At 71.7% G+C, this 15,385-nt stretch carries 17 protein-coding genes; 12 read left to right on the forward strand and 5 right to left on the reverse strand.

Annotated elements, in window-relative coordinates; all coding sequences use genetic code 11:
• Positions 1-17: 17 nt before the first annotated feature.
• Positions 18-1,007: an ATP-binding cassette domain-containing protein gene (locus OG598_RS29155; protein ID WP_328651926.1), complete on the forward strand. Its 990-nt coding sequence runs from the start codon at positions 18-20 to the stop codon at positions 1,005-1,007.
• Positions 1,004-1,789 (forward strand): ABC transporter permease, encoded by a 786-nt coding sequence (locus OG598_RS29160; RefSeq protein WP_328651927.1) that lies wholly within the window; start codon positions 1,004-1,006, stop codon positions 1,787-1,789. Before OG598_RS29155 ends, OG598_RS29160 begins: the two co-directional genes overlap by 4 nt.
• Before the next feature lie 19 nt (positions 1,790-1,808).
• Here OG598_RS29160 and OG598_RS29165 read toward each other — a convergent pair whose 3' ends face one another.
• Entirely contained in the window at positions 1,809-3,044 is a 1,236-nt protein-coding gene (locus OG598_RS29165) for an APC family permease (protein WP_328651928.1), read from the reverse strand.
• 10 nt (positions 3,045-3,054) lie between these two features.
• Positions 3,055-3,792 (reverse strand): phosphatase PAP2 family protein, encoded by a 738-nt coding sequence (locus OG598_RS29170; protein ID WP_328655470.1) that lies wholly within the window; start codon positions 3,790-3,792, stop codon positions 3,055-3,057.
• Positions 3,793-3,912: 120 nt separating this feature from the next.
• Here OG598_RS29170 and OG598_RS29175 point away from each other — a divergent pair, with 120 nt between their 5' ends.
• The gene (locus tag OG598_RS29175) at positions 3,913-5,136 is read left to right on the forward strand and encodes a DUF4032 domain-containing protein (RefSeq protein ID WP_328651929.1); all 1,224 of its coding nucleotides are present in this window, start codon (positions 3,913-3,915) and stop codon (positions 5,134-5,136) included.
• A 241-nt stretch (positions 5,137-5,377) separates the two neighbouring features.
• Here the strand turns inward: OG598_RS29175 and nagA are convergent, their stop codons facing one another.
• Genes nagA through OG598_RS29190 form a run of 3 tightly spaced genes read right to left on the reverse strand, consistent with a single transcriptional unit; the run spans position 5,378 to position 8,360 of the window.
• A complete protein-coding gene (nagA, locus tag OG598_RS29180; protein WP_328651930.1) occupies positions 5,378-6,487 on the reverse strand; it encodes an N-acetylglucosamine-6-phosphate deacetylase in 1,110 nt (369 codons plus the stop codon).
• Positions 6,484-7,434: an ROK family protein gene (locus OG598_RS29185; protein ID WP_328651931.1), complete on the reverse strand. Its 951-nt coding sequence runs from the start codon at positions 7,432-7,434 to the stop codon at positions 6,484-6,486. Before OG598_RS29185 ends, nagA begins: the two co-directional genes overlap by 4 nt.
• Positions 7,431-8,360: an SIS domain-containing protein gene (locus OG598_RS29190; RefSeq protein ID WP_328651932.1), complete on the reverse strand. Its 930-nt coding sequence runs from the start codon at positions 8,358-8,360 to the stop codon at positions 7,431-7,433. The genes OG598_RS29185 and OG598_RS29190 overlap by 4 nt, the downstream gene beginning before the upstream one ends.
• Positions 8,361-8,560: 200 nt before the next feature.
• Here OG598_RS29190 and OG598_RS29195 point away from each other — a divergent pair, with 200 nt between their 5' ends.
• The 9 genes from OG598_RS29195 to OG598_RS29235 all read left to right on the forward strand — a co-directional run bounded on the left by OG598_RS29195 (position 8,561) and on the right by OG598_RS29235 (position 15,366).
• Entirely contained in the window at positions 8,561-9,346 is a 786-nt protein-coding gene (locus OG598_RS29195; protein WP_091403015.1) for a DeoR/GlpR family DNA-binding transcription regulator, read from the forward strand.
• Between the two features lie 121 nt (positions 9,347-9,467).
• A complete protein-coding gene (locus OG598_RS29200) occupies positions 9,468-10,478 on the forward strand; it encodes an ABC transporter ATP-binding protein (protein ID WP_091403013.1) in 1,011 nt (336 codons plus the stop codon).
• Complete coding sequence (locus tag OG598_RS29205; RefSeq protein ID WP_328651933.1) at positions 10,475-11,491, forward strand: ABC transporter permease subunit; 1,017 nt, start codon at positions 10,475-10,477, stop codon at positions 11,489-11,491. The genes OG598_RS29200 and OG598_RS29205 overlap by 4 nt, the downstream gene beginning before the upstream one ends.
• A gap of 110 nt (positions 11,492-11,601) precedes the next feature.
• Positions 11,602-12,000 carry a DUF3263 domain-containing protein gene (locus tag OG598_RS29210; RefSeq protein ID WP_328651934.1) on the forward strand — a complete coding sequence of 133 codons (399 nt, stop codon included), beginning with the start codon at positions 11,602-11,604 and terminating at the stop codon, positions 11,998-12,000.
• A gap of 198 nt (positions 12,001-12,198) precedes the next feature.
• Positions 12,199-12,837 carry a hypothetical protein gene (locus OG598_RS29215; RefSeq protein WP_328651935.1) on the forward strand — a complete coding sequence of 213 codons (639 nt, stop codon included), beginning with the start codon at positions 12,199-12,201 and terminating at the stop codon, positions 12,835-12,837.
• Positions 12,834-13,229, forward strand: coding sequence for a phage holin family protein (locus tag OG598_RS29220; RefSeq protein WP_328651936.1), 396 nt, complete (start codon positions 12,834-12,836; stop codon positions 13,227-13,229). The genes OG598_RS29215 and OG598_RS29220 overlap by 4 nt, the downstream gene beginning before the upstream one ends.
• Positions 13,230-13,251: 22 nt before the next feature.
• Complete coding sequence (locus OG598_RS29225) at positions 13,252-13,851, forward strand: DUF3618 domain-containing protein (RefSeq protein ID WP_328651937.1); 600 nt, start codon at positions 13,252-13,254, stop codon at positions 13,849-13,851.
• Positions 13,820-14,707: a hypothetical protein gene (locus tag OG598_RS29230; protein WP_328651938.1), complete on the forward strand. Its 888-nt coding sequence runs from the start codon at positions 13,820-13,822 to the stop codon at positions 14,705-14,707. The genes OG598_RS29225 and OG598_RS29230 overlap by 32 nt, the downstream gene beginning before the upstream one ends.
• 149 nt (positions 14,708-14,856) lie before the next feature.
• On the forward strand, positions 14,857-15,366 hold the full coding sequence (locus tag OG598_RS29235) for a GNAT family N-acetyltransferase (RefSeq protein ID WP_328651939.1): 510 nt from the start codon (positions 14,857-14,859) through the stop codon (positions 15,364-15,366).
• The last annotated feature ends 19 nt before the right edge of the window (positions 15,367-15,385 follow it).

A 15,385-nucleotide genomic window follows, 5' to 3' on the forward strand; every position in this document is an offset into this window, starting at 1 on the left:
CGCCGCATCGTGGGGGCATGACGACATTCGAGGTGGTCGCCGAGGGTCTGGGCAAGCGGTACGGCCCGACCCGCGCGCTCGACACGTTCGACCTGACCGTGCCGCCCGGCACGGTCCACGGACTGCTGGGCCCGAACGGCGCGGGCAAGACGACTGCCGTACGGATCCTCACCACACTGCTGCGCTTCGACACGGGAAGGGCCACAGTGGCCGGGTACGACGTGGCGCGCCGGCCGGACGAGGTGCGCGCCCGGATCGGGCTGACCGGGCAGTACGCGGCGGTCGACGAGATCCTCAGCGGCCGGCAGAACCTGGAGCTGTTCGGCCGGCTGTTCCGGCTCGGCCGACGGGAGGCCCGCCGACGCGCCGGTGAGCTGCTGGAACGGTTCGGGCTCGACGAGGCGGCGAGCCGGTCCGCCGGTGAGTACTCGGGTGGGATGCGTCGCCGGTTGGACCTCGCCGCCAGCCTGATCCGTACGCCGAGGGTGCTGTTCCTGGACGAGCCGACGACCGGCCTGGACCCGCGCAGCCGCAACCAGGTGTGGGATCTGGTCCGTGGTCTGGTCGCGGACGGGACGACGGTGCTGCTCACCACGCAGTACCTGGAGGAGGCCGATCAGCTAGCCGACCGGATCTCGGTGATCGACGCCGGTCGGGTGGTGGCGGAGGGCTCACCGGATGAGCTGAAGGCGATGACCGGCGGCGACCGGATCGAGGTGGTGGTCCGCGACGCGGTCGAGCTGAGCCAGGCTGCCCGTCTCGTCGCGCCGATCTGCGGTGCCGAGCCCGAGCTCGATCCGGAGGTCCGACGGCTCAGCGTGCCGGTGGTCGATCGGGTCGCCGGCCTGGTCGACGTGGTTCGCGCGCTGGACGACGCCGGGATCGCTGTCGAGGACATCGGCCTGCGGCGCGCGACGTTGGACGAGGCGTTCCTGCACCTGACCGGGCACCGCCCGGACGACACCCGCGAGCCCGTCGGGGCCGGACGAACTGTGGAGACGGCATGACCACTGCGATCGCCGACGGCTGGACGATGACCAGGCGGAACATGACCCACGTGGTCCGCGCGCCGGAGGAGCTGATCCTCTACTTCTCGCTGCCGATCATGTTCGTGCTGGTCTTCGGGTACGTGTTCGGCAGCGGCATGCAGGTGGCGGGTGGCGGCAACTACCGCGAGTTCCTGCTGCCCGGGGTCTTCGTGATGACGATGCTCTACGGGCTGGGGGCCACAGCGACCGGCGTGGCGCTGGACCTCAGCCGGGGCGTGGTCGACCGGTTCCGGTCGATGCCGATGGCACGGTCCGCGCTGATGACCGGTCGCAGTGCCGCCGACCTGCTGCGCGCCCTGCTGGAGATGTCCACCCTCCTGGTGTGTGGCCTCCTCGTCGGGTGGCAGTGGCGACAGGGTGTCGGCAAGGCGATGCTCGCCGTCGGTCTTCTCCTGCTGCTGCGAATCGCGATCACCTGGGTCGGGATCTACCTGGCGTTGCTGGTCCGCAACCCGGACACGGTCGGTGTGATCGTCTTTCCGGCGGCGTTCCCGTTGAGCGCGATCTCCAACGTCTTCGTGTCGCCGGAGCTGATGCCTCCGGTCATCGGAACGATCTCGGAGTGGAATCCCTTGTCGGCCACAGTGGCGGCGATCCGCGAACTGTTCGGCAACCCGGGCCTGGGTGGCGACTCCTGGCCGGCGGAGCACGCGATGCTGTTGGCGGTGCTGTGGCCGGTGCTGCTGATCGCGACGTTCGCCCCGCTGGCCGTGCGCCGCTACCAGCGGTTGAGCCGCTGACTGCGGCCGCCGGCCACTGTCAGCGGCGGGCCCGCAGCGCGTGGAAGGCGGCACCGACGGCGAGCACACCGAAGCCGGCGAGAACGCTGCTCAGCGGCAGGTTGACCGCCAGCAGCAGACAACCGAAGAGCCCCAGACCGGCGAGCGCCCGGACCGGCAACCGCCGGTCCGGGTCCCGGCCCAGTGTGAGCGCAGCCGCGTTGGTGATCGCGTAGTAGACGAGCACAGTGCAGCTGGAGAAGCCGATCGCGTCGCGGACGTCGCCGAGCAGCACCACCACGATCACCACGGCGGCGACCGCCAGTTCGGCGCGGTGCGGCACCTGGTGCACCCGGTGTACGGCGGCCAGCGCGCCGGGCAGGTCACGGCGGCGGGCCATGGCGAGGGTGGTCCGGCCGACCCCGGCGACCAGGGACAGCAGCACCCCGACGACAGCGATGGTGGCACCGGCGCGGACCACCCACGCCAGGCCGGGCAGCCCGGCGGCGGTCACCACGTCGACCAGGGGCGCTGTCGACTCGGCCAGCCGGTCGGCGCCGAGTACGCCGAGGGTGACAACGGCCAGCACCAGGTAGATCACGAGCACCACCCCGAGCGCCAGCGGCACCGCGCGCGGGATGGTCCGCTGCGGGTCGCGGACCTCCTCGCCGAGCGTGGCGATCCGGGCGTACCCGGCGAAGGCGAAGAACAGCAACCCGGCGGCGGTGAGCACTCCCCGCGCCGAACCGCCGGGCTCGCCGAGCCCGTCCAGGTGAACCGGCCCACCGACCAGGCCGACGACGGTGACCAGTGCCAGTACCGCCAGCACCAGTGCGACCAAAGCCCTGGTCACGCTGGCGGTCTTGCCGATACCGCGCAGGTTCACGGCGGTCACCGCGAGCACCGCGCCGACGGCGACCAGCCGGGCCTGGCCCGGCCAGAGGTACGCCCCGACGGTCAACGCCATCGCCGCACAGCTCGCCGTCTTGCCGACCACGAAGCCCCAACCGGCCAGGAACCCGGCGAACGGCCCGAGGCGCTCCCGGCCGTAGACGTAGGTGCCACCGGACTCCGGGTAACGGGCCGCGAGTCGCGCCGAGCTGGTCGCGTTGCAGAAGGCGACGAAGCCGGCCAACGCCAGCGCGGGCAGCAGGCCGCCACCGCCGGCCGCCGCCACCGCCGGGCCGAAGACCACGAAGACGCCCGCGCCCAGCATCGAGCCCAACCCGATGACAACCGCATCGGGTACGCCCAGCCGCCGCGCCAGTTGATTCACGAATCAGAACCTAGGGGTACGAGGTGAACGGCCGATCCCACTCGCGTAACCGGCCGGGGAGCGGCACGCCGTCCCAGGGTGCCCGGTGCAGCAGCCGGTCCAGGAGCAGGCCCAGCAGCAGCCCGGCCACCGAGTCGGTCAGCCAGTGCCAGCCGAGGTAGGTGGTGGTGGTGAGGACTACCAGCGGCGGCACGACGCGGATCACTGTGACGAGCCGGGCCGGGAGTTGGCGGCCGACGCTGCGGGCCAGCGGGACGAGCATCAGCGCGATGACCCCGTACCAGACGATCGCGTTGGCGACGTGCCCCGACGGGTAGGACTGGGCGAACCGCACCGGCAGGTCGTCGTGGAACAACGGCAGGGTCTGCTCGGGCGTCAGGAACGGCTCCTTGACGCTGGCGCTCGGTGCCGCCCGCGCGGTCCAGATCTTGAGTGGGCCGATCGTCAGGTTGGTCAGCACGAACGCGACCACCGGAGGCAGGATCGGTCGTACCGACCGCAGCCGGACGGCCAGCAGCACGCCCAGCCCGGCGGCGATCAACGTCAGCGGAGTGCCCTGGCCGAGGAAGTTCAGCACCCGGGCGACCCAGTACGCGGCGGCCGGTCGGTGCCCGTCGGCCCAGTCGGCGACCGCCCGGTCCACTCCGAAGAGCTGGTCGGCGGCGAGCGCCACCGTCAACCCGACCAGACCGACAAGCAGGAGCGCGTCGAACCCCCAGCCGGCCGGGCGGACGGGCCGTAGCCGCAGGTCACGTCGTACCGCTGTGGGTTTGAGCACGCGACCACGCTACCGGCCCGGCGCGAGGCCGGGGTGTGCGGCGCTGTGGGCCCAACCACGATCAGGGGCGGATGCGGGGGGCGACCAGTCATGCTTGTGCCCGTGCGGATCACGTCTGCCCTCGTGGACCCGGCGCTGCTCGACCTGCCCTGGTCGACACCGCTGGAGGAGTGGCCTGCCCAACACCTGGTGGCGCTGCCGCAGGGCATCTCCCGGCACATCGTCCGTTTCGTCCGGTTGGGCGACTACGTGTACGCGTTCAAGGAGACCCGCGAGCGGATTGCCGAGCGGGAGTACGACCTGCTCCGGGCCTTGGAGCGGATCGACTTTCCCTCGGTCGAGGCGGTGGCGGTGGTCGCCGACCGGCAGACCGAGGACGGGGAACCCCTCGAATCGGTGCTGATCACGCGGCACCTCCAGTTCTCGCTGCCGTACCGGGCGCTCTTCTCGCACACCCTCCGGCCGGAGACGATGAGCCGGCTGCTCGACGCGCTCGCCGCCCTGATCGTGCGGATGCACCTGACCGGCTTCTTCTGGGGCGACTGCTCGCTGTCGAACACGCTGTTCCGGCGGGACGCTGGCGCCTTCGCCGCCTACCTGGTGGACGCGGAGACGGGTGCCCTGCACAACAAGCTCTCCAACGGTCAACGTGGCGAGGACCTGGAGATCGCCCGGGTGAACATCTTCGGTGAGGCGCTGGACCTCCAGGCCGCCGGCCTGCTGCACGAGTCCATCGACCCGGAGGTGGTCTGCGAGGAGGTCGTGCAGCGCTACGAGCGGCTCTGGCACGAGATCACCTATGAACAGGCGATCGAGCGGGAGGCCCGGCACGACATCGAGGGCCGGATCCGCCGCCTCAACGAGCTGGGCTTCGACGTCGCCGAGGTGGCCATGTCGTCCATCGACGACGGGCGGTTCCTGGTCCGGCCGAAGGTCGTCGACGCCGGCTACCACACCCGCCGGCTGCTGCGGCTGACCGGCCTGGACGCCGAGGAGAACCAGGCCCGCAAGCTGCTCAACGACCTCGACGCCTACCGCGCGGAGAGCGACCTGATCGACGAGCAGCAGGCCGCCCACCGCTGGCTCACCGAGGTCTTCGAGCCGGTGGTCCGGGCCGTCCCCGCGCACCTGCGCCGCAAGCTGGAGCCGCAGGAGCTGTTCGCCCAGATCATCGAGCACAAGTGGCTGCTCTCCGAGCAGGCCGGCCGGGACGTCGGCATGCGCCACGCGGTCCAGTCGTACCTGTCCGACGTGCTGGTGCACCGCCCCGACGAGCAGGCCGTCCTCGGCGTCGAGGTCCCCGCCATCGGTTGAGCTGGGCCTCCGCCTGCTCCGCGTGGCCTTGGGAGTACTGCTGGGGTCCTTTGGAGCTGATGTCGCAAACGAATCGGCTCACGTCCGGTCGCCGAGCCCGTCGGCACGAGGCTGATGTCGTAAACGATTCAGCTCCAAAGGCTCCCTGGGCGGCCTGTCGAGCCGCCCCGGACAGGGGCCGGCGGTGGCGCCACGCGGCGACAACGAGCGTCCGCCCACCTGCGCGCGAGGGGCCCGGCGATCACTCCACCCAGGAGCCTGCGCGCAGCACCCGCACCACGTTGAGGTCGTCGTCGAGCACCACCAGGTCGGCGCGGAGGCCCACCTGGAGGGACCCGACCCGGTCACCCAGGCCGATGGCCCGCGCCGGGGTGGTGGCCACCATCCGTGCGGCGTCGGCGATCGGGATTCCGGCGTTCACTGCGTGCCGCAGCGCGGCGTCCATGGTCAGTGTGCTGCCGGCGATTGCGCCGTCGCGGGCGAGTCGGGCCACCCCGTCGGCGACGGTGACGGCCTGGCCGCCCAACTCGTACTCGCCGTCGGGCATTCCGGCGGCTGCCATCGCGTCGGTGATCAGCGCGGCGCGGTCCGGGCCGGCGGTCGCGGTGACGAAGGTCAGCATGCCGTCGTGCAGGTGGACCCCGTCGGCGACCAGCTCGCAGATCACCGTGGGCGCGTCGAGCAGGGCCACCACCGGCCCCGGCTCACGGTGGTGCACCGGCCGCATCCCGTTGAACAGGTGGGTGCCGACGCTGGCGCCGGCGGCGACCGCGGCGCGGGTCTGCTCGTACGTGGCGTCGGTGTGGCCCACCGCCGTCACCACCCGCTGCGCGGTGAGCAGCTTGATCGCCTCCAGCGCGCCGTCGCGCTCCGGGGCGAGGGTGACCATCCGGATCGCGCCCCGACCCAGCTCGATCAGCTCGGTCAGCTCGTCGGTCGACGGGTCACGCAGATACTCCGGGTTCTGCGCGCCACAGCGGGCGGCCGACAGGTACGGCCCTTCGAAGTGGATTCCCGCCAACACGCCCTCCTCGACCAACGGGGCGAACGCCTCGGTGGCCGTACGCATCAGCGGAAAGGGCGCGCTGACCAGGCTGGCCAGCAGCGTGGTCGTGCCGTGGGCGAGGTGGAAGTCGGCCGCCGCGCGGGCCTCGTCGGCGTCACCGGTGGTGAAGGTATGCCCGCCACCGCCGTGCGTGTGCATGTCGACGAAGCCGGGCACGATCCAGTGCCCGTCGCGCACCGACGGATACTCGGCCACCGCTGTGATCCGATCACCGTCCCACTCGACGCAGCCCTGCCGGACGACTCCGGTCGGGGTCACCACTCGGCCGTTCACCCGTACGGTCATCGCTTCTCCTGATGGTCACGGACACCCACGGTGTCCAGAGCGAGCAGGGCGGCACCGAGGCAACCGGCCTCGTCGCCGAGGGCTGCCGCGACCAGCTGCGGCTCCCGGTGGAAGGTCATCCGTTCGTGCAGCGCCGCCCGCAGCGGGGTCAGCAGCAGGTCCCCGGCCTGGGCCAGACCGCCACCGAGCACGATCGTCGCCACGTCGAACAGCGCCTGCCCGCTGGCGAGGCCATCGGCGAGCGCCTCGATCGCCTCCTGCCAGACCTGGCCGGCGAGCGGTTCGCCGGCCGCGGCCCGTTCCGCCACCTCGGCCGCCGTCACCGGGGCGTCCGCGGTGTCACCGGCGAGTTCGGCGTAGCGGCGGCCGATGGCGGCGGCCGACGCCATCGCCTCCAGGCAGCCCGGGCGGCCGCAGCCGCAGCGGGGACCGTCGGGCCGGACCAGGATGTGGCCGATCTCCCCGGCGGCGCCGTGGGCACCCACGGCGGCCGTGCCGTCCACTACGTGCGCGGCGGCGATGCCGGTGCCGATGGCCACGAACAGCACGTGCCCGGTGCCGCGTCCCGCGCCGAGCCGGGCCTCGGCGAGACCACCGACACGCACGTCGTGGCCGAGCGCCGTCGGCAGGCCGAGCCGCCGCACCGTCAGGTCCCGCAGGGGTACGTCCCGGAAGCCCACGTTCGCCGACCAGACCGCGACGCCGCGCGCCTCGTCCACCACCCCGGGCACTGCGATGCCGACAGCGATCGGGGTGAGCCCGTCGGCGCGGGCCTTGTCGGCCAGCCCGGCGGCCACCTCCAGGATGGTGCCGACCACGGCGGCCGGGCCGCGTGCGGCGTCGGTGGGGTGCCGTTCGGTGCGCACCACGACGCCGTCCGGTCGGACCAGGGCACACTTCATGCCGGTGCCGCCGACGTCCAGCGCAACGACCACGCTGTCGCTCACGCCAACACCACGGACCGGGTCAGGTGGCGGGGCGCGTCCGGGTCGAGGCCCCGGCTGGTGGCCAGCGCGACAGCGAAGCGCTGGGCCAGGATGAGGTCGGCCATCGGATCGACCGGGGTACGGCCGGCGGACCAGCTGCCCAACACCGTGCGCCAGCCGTGCGTGCGGCTGTGCACGAAGGCCGCGCCGGTGGCGGCCACGTCCTCGGGCAGCCCGTCGGGCAGCTCACCGAACGCCCAGACCAGCCGGCCCGGCGCGGCGACCGAGATGGGCCCGTGCCGGTAGTCCATCGCCGGGTACGCCTCGGCCCAGAAGGTGGCCGCCTCGCGGCACTTCAGTGCCGCCTCCTGGGCCAGCCCGATCGTCCACCCCCGACCGAGGAAGGTGACCTGCTCGATGGTGGCCGGGTCGATCGGCAGCGGGGATCGCACCGCCACCTCGGCGTCGGCGGCGAGCGCTGTCACCGGGTCGCCGAGCTGGGCCCGGAGCAGGGCCAGCGCGGTGGTCGCGAAGCGGGTCTGCACCACCGACCGTTCGTCGGCGAAGGGCAGGGCCACGGTGGCGGTGGCCAGCTCGACCGCCGGGGACGCGGGGTCACCGACGATGACCGTGGTGGGTGTCCGTCCGCGCAGCGAGGCGAGCAGCTCCAGGACCTCGGTGGTGGTGCCGGAACGGGTGATCGCGATCAGCCGGTCGTAGCGGCGGCCGGCGGGGAACTCGGACGCCTGGAACGCGTCGGTCTCACCCTGGCCGGCCTGCTCGCGGCGGGCCGCGTACGCCATCGCCATGAACCACGACGTGCCGCAACCGACGACGGCAACCCGCTCCCCGGGGCGCGGCAGGTCACCGCGTACGACCTCGGCCAGCCCGGCCGCCTCCCGCCAGCAGTCGGGTTGGCTCGCGATCTCCGCGTCCACGTACGCCATGGGAAACTCCTCGCAGGGCCGATCGATGCGCAATACGGCTCGTTAGACCCGCATTTCGCGCGTTATTCTGCGCGAACGCGGGTGACCATGGCAACCGGCCGGCCGATCGCGCAGGTCAGTCTTTTGCGCCAGCCTAGTTTCGCGCATTAGTGTGCACGCAATCAATCACCGTCCGTGCAGTTGCTGGGAGGGCCCCCGCGGTGGACCGGTACGCCAGATGGAACGCCCTGCTCGAAATGCTGACCGACAACGGCCGGGTCAGCGTCGAGGCGGCAGCCGAGCGGCTGGACGTCTCCCAGGCCACCATCCGGCGTGACTTCGACCAGCTCGCGCAGCAGCAGATGATCACGAGGACCCGGGGTGGCGCGGTCGCCAACGGCGTGTCGTACGACCTGCCTCTGCGCTACAAGACGGCCAAGCACTCGGCCGAGAAGCAACGGATCGGGGCGGCCGCCGCCGCGCTCGTCACGCCGGGCACAGTGGTCGGCCTGAACGGCGGCACCACCAGCACCGAGGTGGCGAGGGCGCTCGCCGTGCGACCGGACCTGAACACCAGCGCCGAGGGTGCCCAGCTCACAGTGGTGACGAACGCGCTGAACATCGCCAACGAACTGCTGGTCCGATCCCGGATGAAGGTAGTGGTGGCCGGCGGCGTGGTGCGCCCGAAGTCGTTCGAGCTGGTCGGCCCGCTGGGCGGGGCGCTGCTGCGCGAGGTCACCCTGGACGTCGCCCTGCTCGGCGTGGACGCGATCGACCCGCAGCTCGGCGCCGCCGCCCACCACGAGGGGGAGGCGGCGATGAACAACCTGATGGTGGCCCGCGCCAAGCGCGTGGTGATCATCGCGGACTCGTCCAAGCTGGGCGGTCACGCCTTCGCCCGGATCTGCCCGGTCGAGCGGGTGGAGACCCTGGTGACCGACTCCGGTGCCGCGCCGGAGGTGGTGGACGCGTTCCGCGCTGCCGGCGTGCAGGTCATCTGCGCCTGAGAGGTCACGCTCCGTCGATGAACTAGCCTGATCGGCGCGTCGATGCATACCGCGTATTGCGCGCTCCTGCATACCGCGTATGGTGTCGGCTGTCACGCCCACCCATCGGGGGAGGTGCAGCTTGCCAGCTGTCCTGGAGATCGAAGGTCTACGTAAGACGTACAAGAGTCGTCGACGCGGCACCCGCAACGCGCTCGACGGCTTCGACATGCGGGTCGACGCGGGGCAGGTGCACGGCTTCCTGGGTCCCAACGGATCCGGCAAGACGACCACGCTGCGTACCCTGCTCGGCCTGATCCGACCCGACGGTGGCCGGATGGCGCTGCTCGGACACGAGGTCCCCGACGCGCTGCCCACCGTCGCCGGCCAGGTCGGCGCAATCGTGGAGAGCCCGCAGTTCTTTCCGCACTTCACGGCCCGGGACACGCTGTCCCTGCTCGCGGGGGCGGGCGAGGTGCCGGCCGTCCGGGTCGACGAGGTGCTGGAACTCGTCGGGCTGCGCGACCGGTCCGGCGAGCGGGTCAAGACGTACTCGTTGGGCATGAAGCAGCGGCTCGCCGTGGCCTCGGCCCTGCTGAAGAACCCGAAGCTGCTCATCCTCGACGAGCCGGCCAACGGCCTCGACCCGGGCGGCATCCGGGAGATGCGCACGCTGATGCGCACCCTCGCGGAGTCCGGAATGACTGTGGTGCTGTCCAGCCACATCCTCGGTGAGATCCAGCTGATCTGCGACTCGGTCACCATCATCTCGCTGGGCCGGCGGGTCGCGTTCGGCCCGGTCGACGAGGTGCTCGCGCAGCACTCGTCCGGTGCGGTCCGGATCCGGCTGGAGGCGGTCAGCGACCTGCCGGTGGCCACCGAGGCGCTCACCCAGGCCGGGATCCGCGTCACCGGTCACCCGGACCACCTGATGCTGGCCGGCGTCGACAAGCCGGCGTCGGTGACCCGGCTGCTCGCCGAGAAGAACCTCTACGTCAGTGAGTTGGCGCCGATCGCCGTCGACCTGGAGAGCGTCTTCCTCGAACTGACCGCCACCGCGCCGGTACCCGGTCAGCACCGGCAGGTCGACGAGTCCATGAAGGTCGGTGGGACGGGTCAGCCCGGTCCCGCCGGAGGAGGGTGGGGCGCGTGAGCCTCTTTCGTACCGAGCTGCGCCGGCTCAGCAAGCGGCGTTTCACCCGCTACATGACACTGCTCGGCCTGCTGGTGCTGGCCGCGGTGGTGGTCGGCGTGTTCTTCACCAACCAGAAGATCGACGCCAGCCAGCTCGCCCGGGCCGAGCGTCAGGCCGACCAGCAGTACCAGGAGCAGGTGCGCTGGAGCGAGCAGGAACGCGCCGCGTGTGAGCAGGCCAAGACGGCTGGCACGCCGACCGACGGCCGCTACCCGGACGACTGCTCGGTGATCACTCCGCCGCCCCGCGAGGAGATCAAGGCCGAGTGGTTCCTGCCCTCGACGTTCGACTTCAAGGAGACGTTCGACGAGACGCTGATCCCGTTCGCGGCGATCCTCGCCCTGGTCGGCTTCGTCATCGGCGCTTCCTTCGTCGGCGCCGAGTGGAGCACCGGCGGCATGATGAACCTGCTGCTCTGGCGGCCGAAGCGGCTCACCGTACTGCTCACCAAGCTGGCCGCGCTGATCACCGGCATCCTGGCGGTGACGCTTCCTGCCGCGGTGCTGTGGTTTGCCGGGTTCTGGGCGGTCGCCAACTTCCGGGGCAGCACCGAGAAGATGACCTCGGGGGTCTGGCAGTCGTTCATGCTGACCGGTGTACGCGGCGTGGTGCTGGTGTTGGTGCTCACCACCATCGGCTTCGCCCTCGCCTCGCTCGGTCGGCACACCGCGATGGCCCTCGGTGGCGTGGTGGCGGTGATGGTGGTCGGCCAGTTCGGCCTCGGCATCCTGCTGTCCATGGCGAGCGTGCGGTTCGCCGAGGCATGGCTGCTGCCCACGTACGCGCTGGCCTGGATGACGAAGACGGTCACGTTGCAGGACTGGAACTCCTGCAACGCGACCTACTACGGCGAATGCAAGCCGGCCACGATGGACATCACCTGGCAGCAGTCCTCCATCCTGCTCTCGGTCGGGGTGGTGGTGATCCTCGGGGCGGCGCTCTGGGCGATGCGCCGCCGCGACATCACCTGACCTGACCGAAGTGACGCGGCGCGGCCGGCCCGGCCGTCGGGGTTCCCGGCGGTACGGACCGGCCGCGCCGCTTGCTGCGTCCCTGGTCGCCGCTGACTAGGCTGGAAGACATGTCCGCCGACACCACCCCGGCCGCCCCTGAGCCGTCCATCGACGCTCGTCCGGGTGAGGCAGTGGGTGCTGCCGGGCCGACAGTCCCGAATCCCCGACCGGCGCCGCCCATCGAGACCACCGACGCGCCGGCCGTCGACGAGGCGGCGCAGCCCACTGACCCGGCGGCGGGGCTGACCGAACGGGAGCGGGCCATCCTTGCCTTCGAGCAGCAGTGGTGGCGGCACGCCGGCGCCAAGGAGCAGGCCGTCCGGGACACCTTCGGGATCTCGTCGACCCGGTACTACCAGCTGCTCAACGGCCTGCTGGACAATCCGGCAGCTCTCGCCGCCGACCCTGTGCTGATCAGCCGACTCCGCCGGTTGCGCTCGTCGCGCGCCCGTAACCGCCGCCGCTGAGCGCACGTTCCGCGCGATCTCGCACTTACTGTCGCCGATTCGCACCTTTTGTGGGTCTTTGTCGGCACACAAAGTGCAAGATCGCTGCGTCGGTCGGTCGTTGGGCAGCCGGCCCAGCCGCATGCGGACTGACCTGGCGGGTAGGCGGGAGGCGTTCCGGGGTCGCACGCGACCTCGGGCCCAGGAAGGGAGCGGGGTATGACGGCAACGAACCAGAGCGGCACCGGACAGCAGGCCCGCCAGGAAGCCTCCCGCGTCGGCCAGCAGGCCGCGCAGGCCGGCGGACAGGTCGCCCATACCGCAGCCGAGCAGGGCGGGCAGGTGGCCGCAGAGGCGCGGCGACAGGCCCAGCAGTTGACCGGTGAGGCGACCGGACAGCTCCGGGATCAGGCGCAGACGCAGCAACGGCGAGCCGCTGCAAGCCTGCGCGACCTGGGTCAGAACCTCAGTTCGATGGCCGAACGGGACGGCGATTCCGGGCTGGCCGGTCAAGTGGTGCGCAAGGCGGCCGACGCCGCCCAGCAGGCCGCCGGTTGGCTCGACGAGCGCGAACCCGGCGAGGTGCTCGACGAGGTCCGCACGTACGCGCGGCAGCATCCGACGACGTTCCTCGCGGGCGCGGCGGTGGCCGGGCTGCTGGTCGGGCGGCTCACCCGTGGCCTGACCGCGCCGGCCTCGGGCAACGGTCAGGGTGCAGGCGCGTCCGGCGCTCCGTCACCCGGGCAGGGTGCACCGGCGGACGTCGGTCAGCAGCCGTACGTGGGGACGGCGCGGCCGCAGAACGTCTCGCCCGCCGGTGAACAAGCGCGGGACCTGCCCGGCGGGGTGGCACCGTGAGCGCCCCGGAGAAGGAACGGACCCAGGCCTCCGTCGGCGACCTGATCGGCGACGTGACCCGGGACATGTCCACTCTGGTGCGCAAGGAGGTCGAGCTGGCCAAGGCCGAGTTGCGCGAGGAGGTCAGTCAGGCGGGTAAGGCCGGCGGTATGTTCGGCGGCGCCGGGCTGGCCGGGTTCCTGGCGGTGCTCTTCGTGTCGTACGCCCTCTGGTGGGGGCTGTCCAACACGATGGACCAGGGGTGGGCGGCGCTGATCGTCGCGGTCATCTGGGCCGCCGTGGCCGGTGGTCTCTTCATCAACGCCCGGACCCAGCTGAAGCGGGCTCGTGCGGTTCTGCCCCGGACGAAGCAGACCGCCCGAGAGCTGCCGGATGCCCTGCGGGGTCGGTGAACGAGTCGGAAGGGAACAGGTCATGTCCAGTGATCCGGATCAAATCCGGCGGGAGATCGAGACCACCCGCAACGAGTTGAGCAGTGACGTCGACGCGCTGACCGACAAGGTCAACCCGCGTCGGATCGCCGGTGACCGCGTCGGGCAGGCGCGCGGGGCGTTCACCCGAGCGAAGGAGAAGATGATGGGCAGCTCGAACCATCTGGGGCAGGAGGCTGGCCAACGGATGTCGCACGCGGCCGGTTCGGTACGCGACGAAACCCGTTCGCTCGGGCAGCACTCCCGCGAGCAGGCTCAGGGCAACCCGATGGCCGCCGGCCTGGTCGCCTTCGGAGTCGGTCTGCTGGCCGCCTCCCTGATCCCGCCGAGCGGACGTGAGCGACAACTCGCCGGACGCGCGCGGAGCATGGTGACTGAGCACTCCGGTGAGCTGCGCGAGCAGGCGAGCCAGGTTGGCCACCAGATGCAGGACAACCTGCGGGAGCCTGCGCAGCAGGCGGCGCAGTCGGTCCGGTCCAGCGCCCAGCAGGGCGTGTCCGCGGTACGCGACCAGGGCCGTTCGGCCGCCGGTCAGGTGCAGGGAGAGACGCATGCGGCCGTCGACGACTTTCGACAGCGCTGACCCGATCGGTGTGCCGGGGCCGGCGCCGGTGATGCGGGTACGCTCCGCGTCCGCGCCGGCCCCGGGTCGGCCGGTCAACGAGGACGTGGTCTTCCGGTTCGGCCCGCTGGTCGGTGTCCTGGACGGCGCGACTGTGCCGGACGGCTTCGACACCGGCTGCGTGCACGGGCCCGAGTGGTACGTCCGGCACCTGGCGGCCCGGATCGGCGTCGCCGAGGCGGTGCGCCCGGCCGCCCGGCTGACCAGCAACCTGGCCGCTGCCATCCTCGCGGTACGCGCCGACCACGAAGGGCAGTGCGACCTCGACCATCCGGGCACCCCGTCCAGCACTGTCTGCCTCCTGCGGGACTGCGGCGACCAGGTGGACTACCTGGTGCTCTGCGACAGCCCGCTGGTCCTCGACGTCGGTGGGCGGGTCAGCGTGGTCACCGACAACCGGCTGGACGCGGCGATGGCGGAGCTGCGGGAGACGGTGGCCGTCGTACCGGGCGGCGCGGCGGACCCGGTCACGCGGTTCCGGCACGCCGTGAGCGTGCAGCGGGAGCGGATGAACCGCACCCACGGCTACTGGGTGGCGGCCTCCGACCCGGACGCGGCCTTCCACGCGGTCACCGGGACCGCGCCCCGGCATGGTCCGGAGGCGCTACGGCGGGCCGCGCTGCTCAGTGACGGCGCGTCCAGCGCTGTGGAGCAGTTCGCCCTGACCGACTGGGGCGGTCTGCTCGATGTGCTGAGCGCCGACGGTCCGGGCGCGTTGATCGACCGGGTGCGGGACGCCGAGCGCGACCACCCCGACCGACTGCGCCGACACAAGTCCACCGACGACGCCTCGGTGGTGTTCTGCGAGTTCGGGTAGGCGTTTCGGGCCCGTGACACCCGGTCGGGTGACAACAGAGCGTGATGTGGAACACCCGGGCCGCCCGACCGGCCGGTACCGCTGTCCGGACCGCCAGTGGATGGCCAATGGGGTGGACTTCGGCCGATGAGGGCGGCAGACTGCGGCACGTGGCGGGTGCGGTCCGGCTGGAGCCGGTGGACGAACGGAACCTGGAGCCGTTGCTCTCCGTAGCGGCTGCGGAGGCGGAGCCGGGTGATGTGATGCCCCCAGTCGAGGCACCCGCCGGCTGGTCGCTCGCCCGTCGCGAGGCGTTCCGCGGATTCCACCGGGCAAGCTTCGGCGGGCTGGACGGCCCTACCGGTTCGCAGATGTACGCCATCCTCGTCGGCGGCGAGGTGATGGGCATGGTCCGGATGACGCGCTGTGACGAGCCGCGCACTGTGGAGACCGGCATGTGGCTCGGCCGGTCGGCGCGCGGGCAGGGAATCGGCGCGGCGGCCCTACGGGAACTTTTGAACGCCGCCGCTCTGGCGGGCATGCGGGCCGTGGTGGCCGAGACGACCCCGGACAACATCGGCGCTGTCGCCGTGTTGCGGAAGTGTGGCGCGAAACTGCGCGAGGACGACGGCAAGGTGCGCGCCGAAATCTGCCTCGATTCGACGCCGCCCGCTCTCTGAGCTGCCCGTCGGGGCCGCC

The sequence above is a fragment of the Micromonospora sp. NBC_00330 genome, assembly GCF_036136635.1.
GTDB classification, from domain to species: domain Bacteria; phylum Actinomycetota; class Actinomycetes; order Mycobacteriales; family Micromonosporaceae; genus Micromonospora; species Micromonospora salmantinae.

Excerpts from the sequence above, each read along its gene's own strand:
- OG598_RS29155 (WP_328651926.1), top strand. The coding sequence starts at position 18 with ATGACGACATTCGAGGTGGTCGCCGAGGGTCTGGGCAAGCGGTACGGC.
- OG598_RS29160 (WP_328651927.1), top strand. The coding sequence starts at position 1,004 with ATGACCACTGCGATCGCCGACGGCTGGACGATGACCAGGCGGAACATG.
- OG598_RS29175 (WP_328651929.1), top strand. The coding sequence starts at position 3,913 with ATGCTTGTGCCCGTGCGGATCACGTCTGCCCTCGTGGACCCGGCGCTG.
- nagA (WP_328651930.1), bottom strand. The coding sequence starts at position 6,487 with ATGACCGTACGGGTGAACGGCCGAGTGGTGACCCCGACCGGAGTCGTC.
- OG598_RS29190 (WP_328651932.1), bottom strand. The coding sequence starts at position 8,360 with ATGGCGTACGTGGACGCGGAGATCGCGAGCCAACCCGACTGCTGGCGG.
- OG598_RS29210 (WP_328651934.1), top strand. The coding sequence starts at position 11,602 with ATGTCCGCCGACACCACCCCGGCCGCCCCTGAGCCGTCCATCGACGCT.
- OG598_RS29215 (WP_328651935.1), top strand. The coding sequence starts at position 12,199 with ATGACGGCAACGAACCAGAGCGGCACCGGACAGCAGGCCCGCCAGGAA.
- OG598_RS29225 (WP_328651937.1), top strand. The coding sequence starts at position 13,252 with ATGTCCAGTGATCCGGATCAAATCCGGCGGGAGATCGAGACCACCCGC.
- OG598_RS29230 (WP_328651938.1), top strand. The coding sequence starts at position 13,820 with ATGCGGCCGTCGACGACTTTCGACAGCGCTGACCCGATCGGTGTGCCG.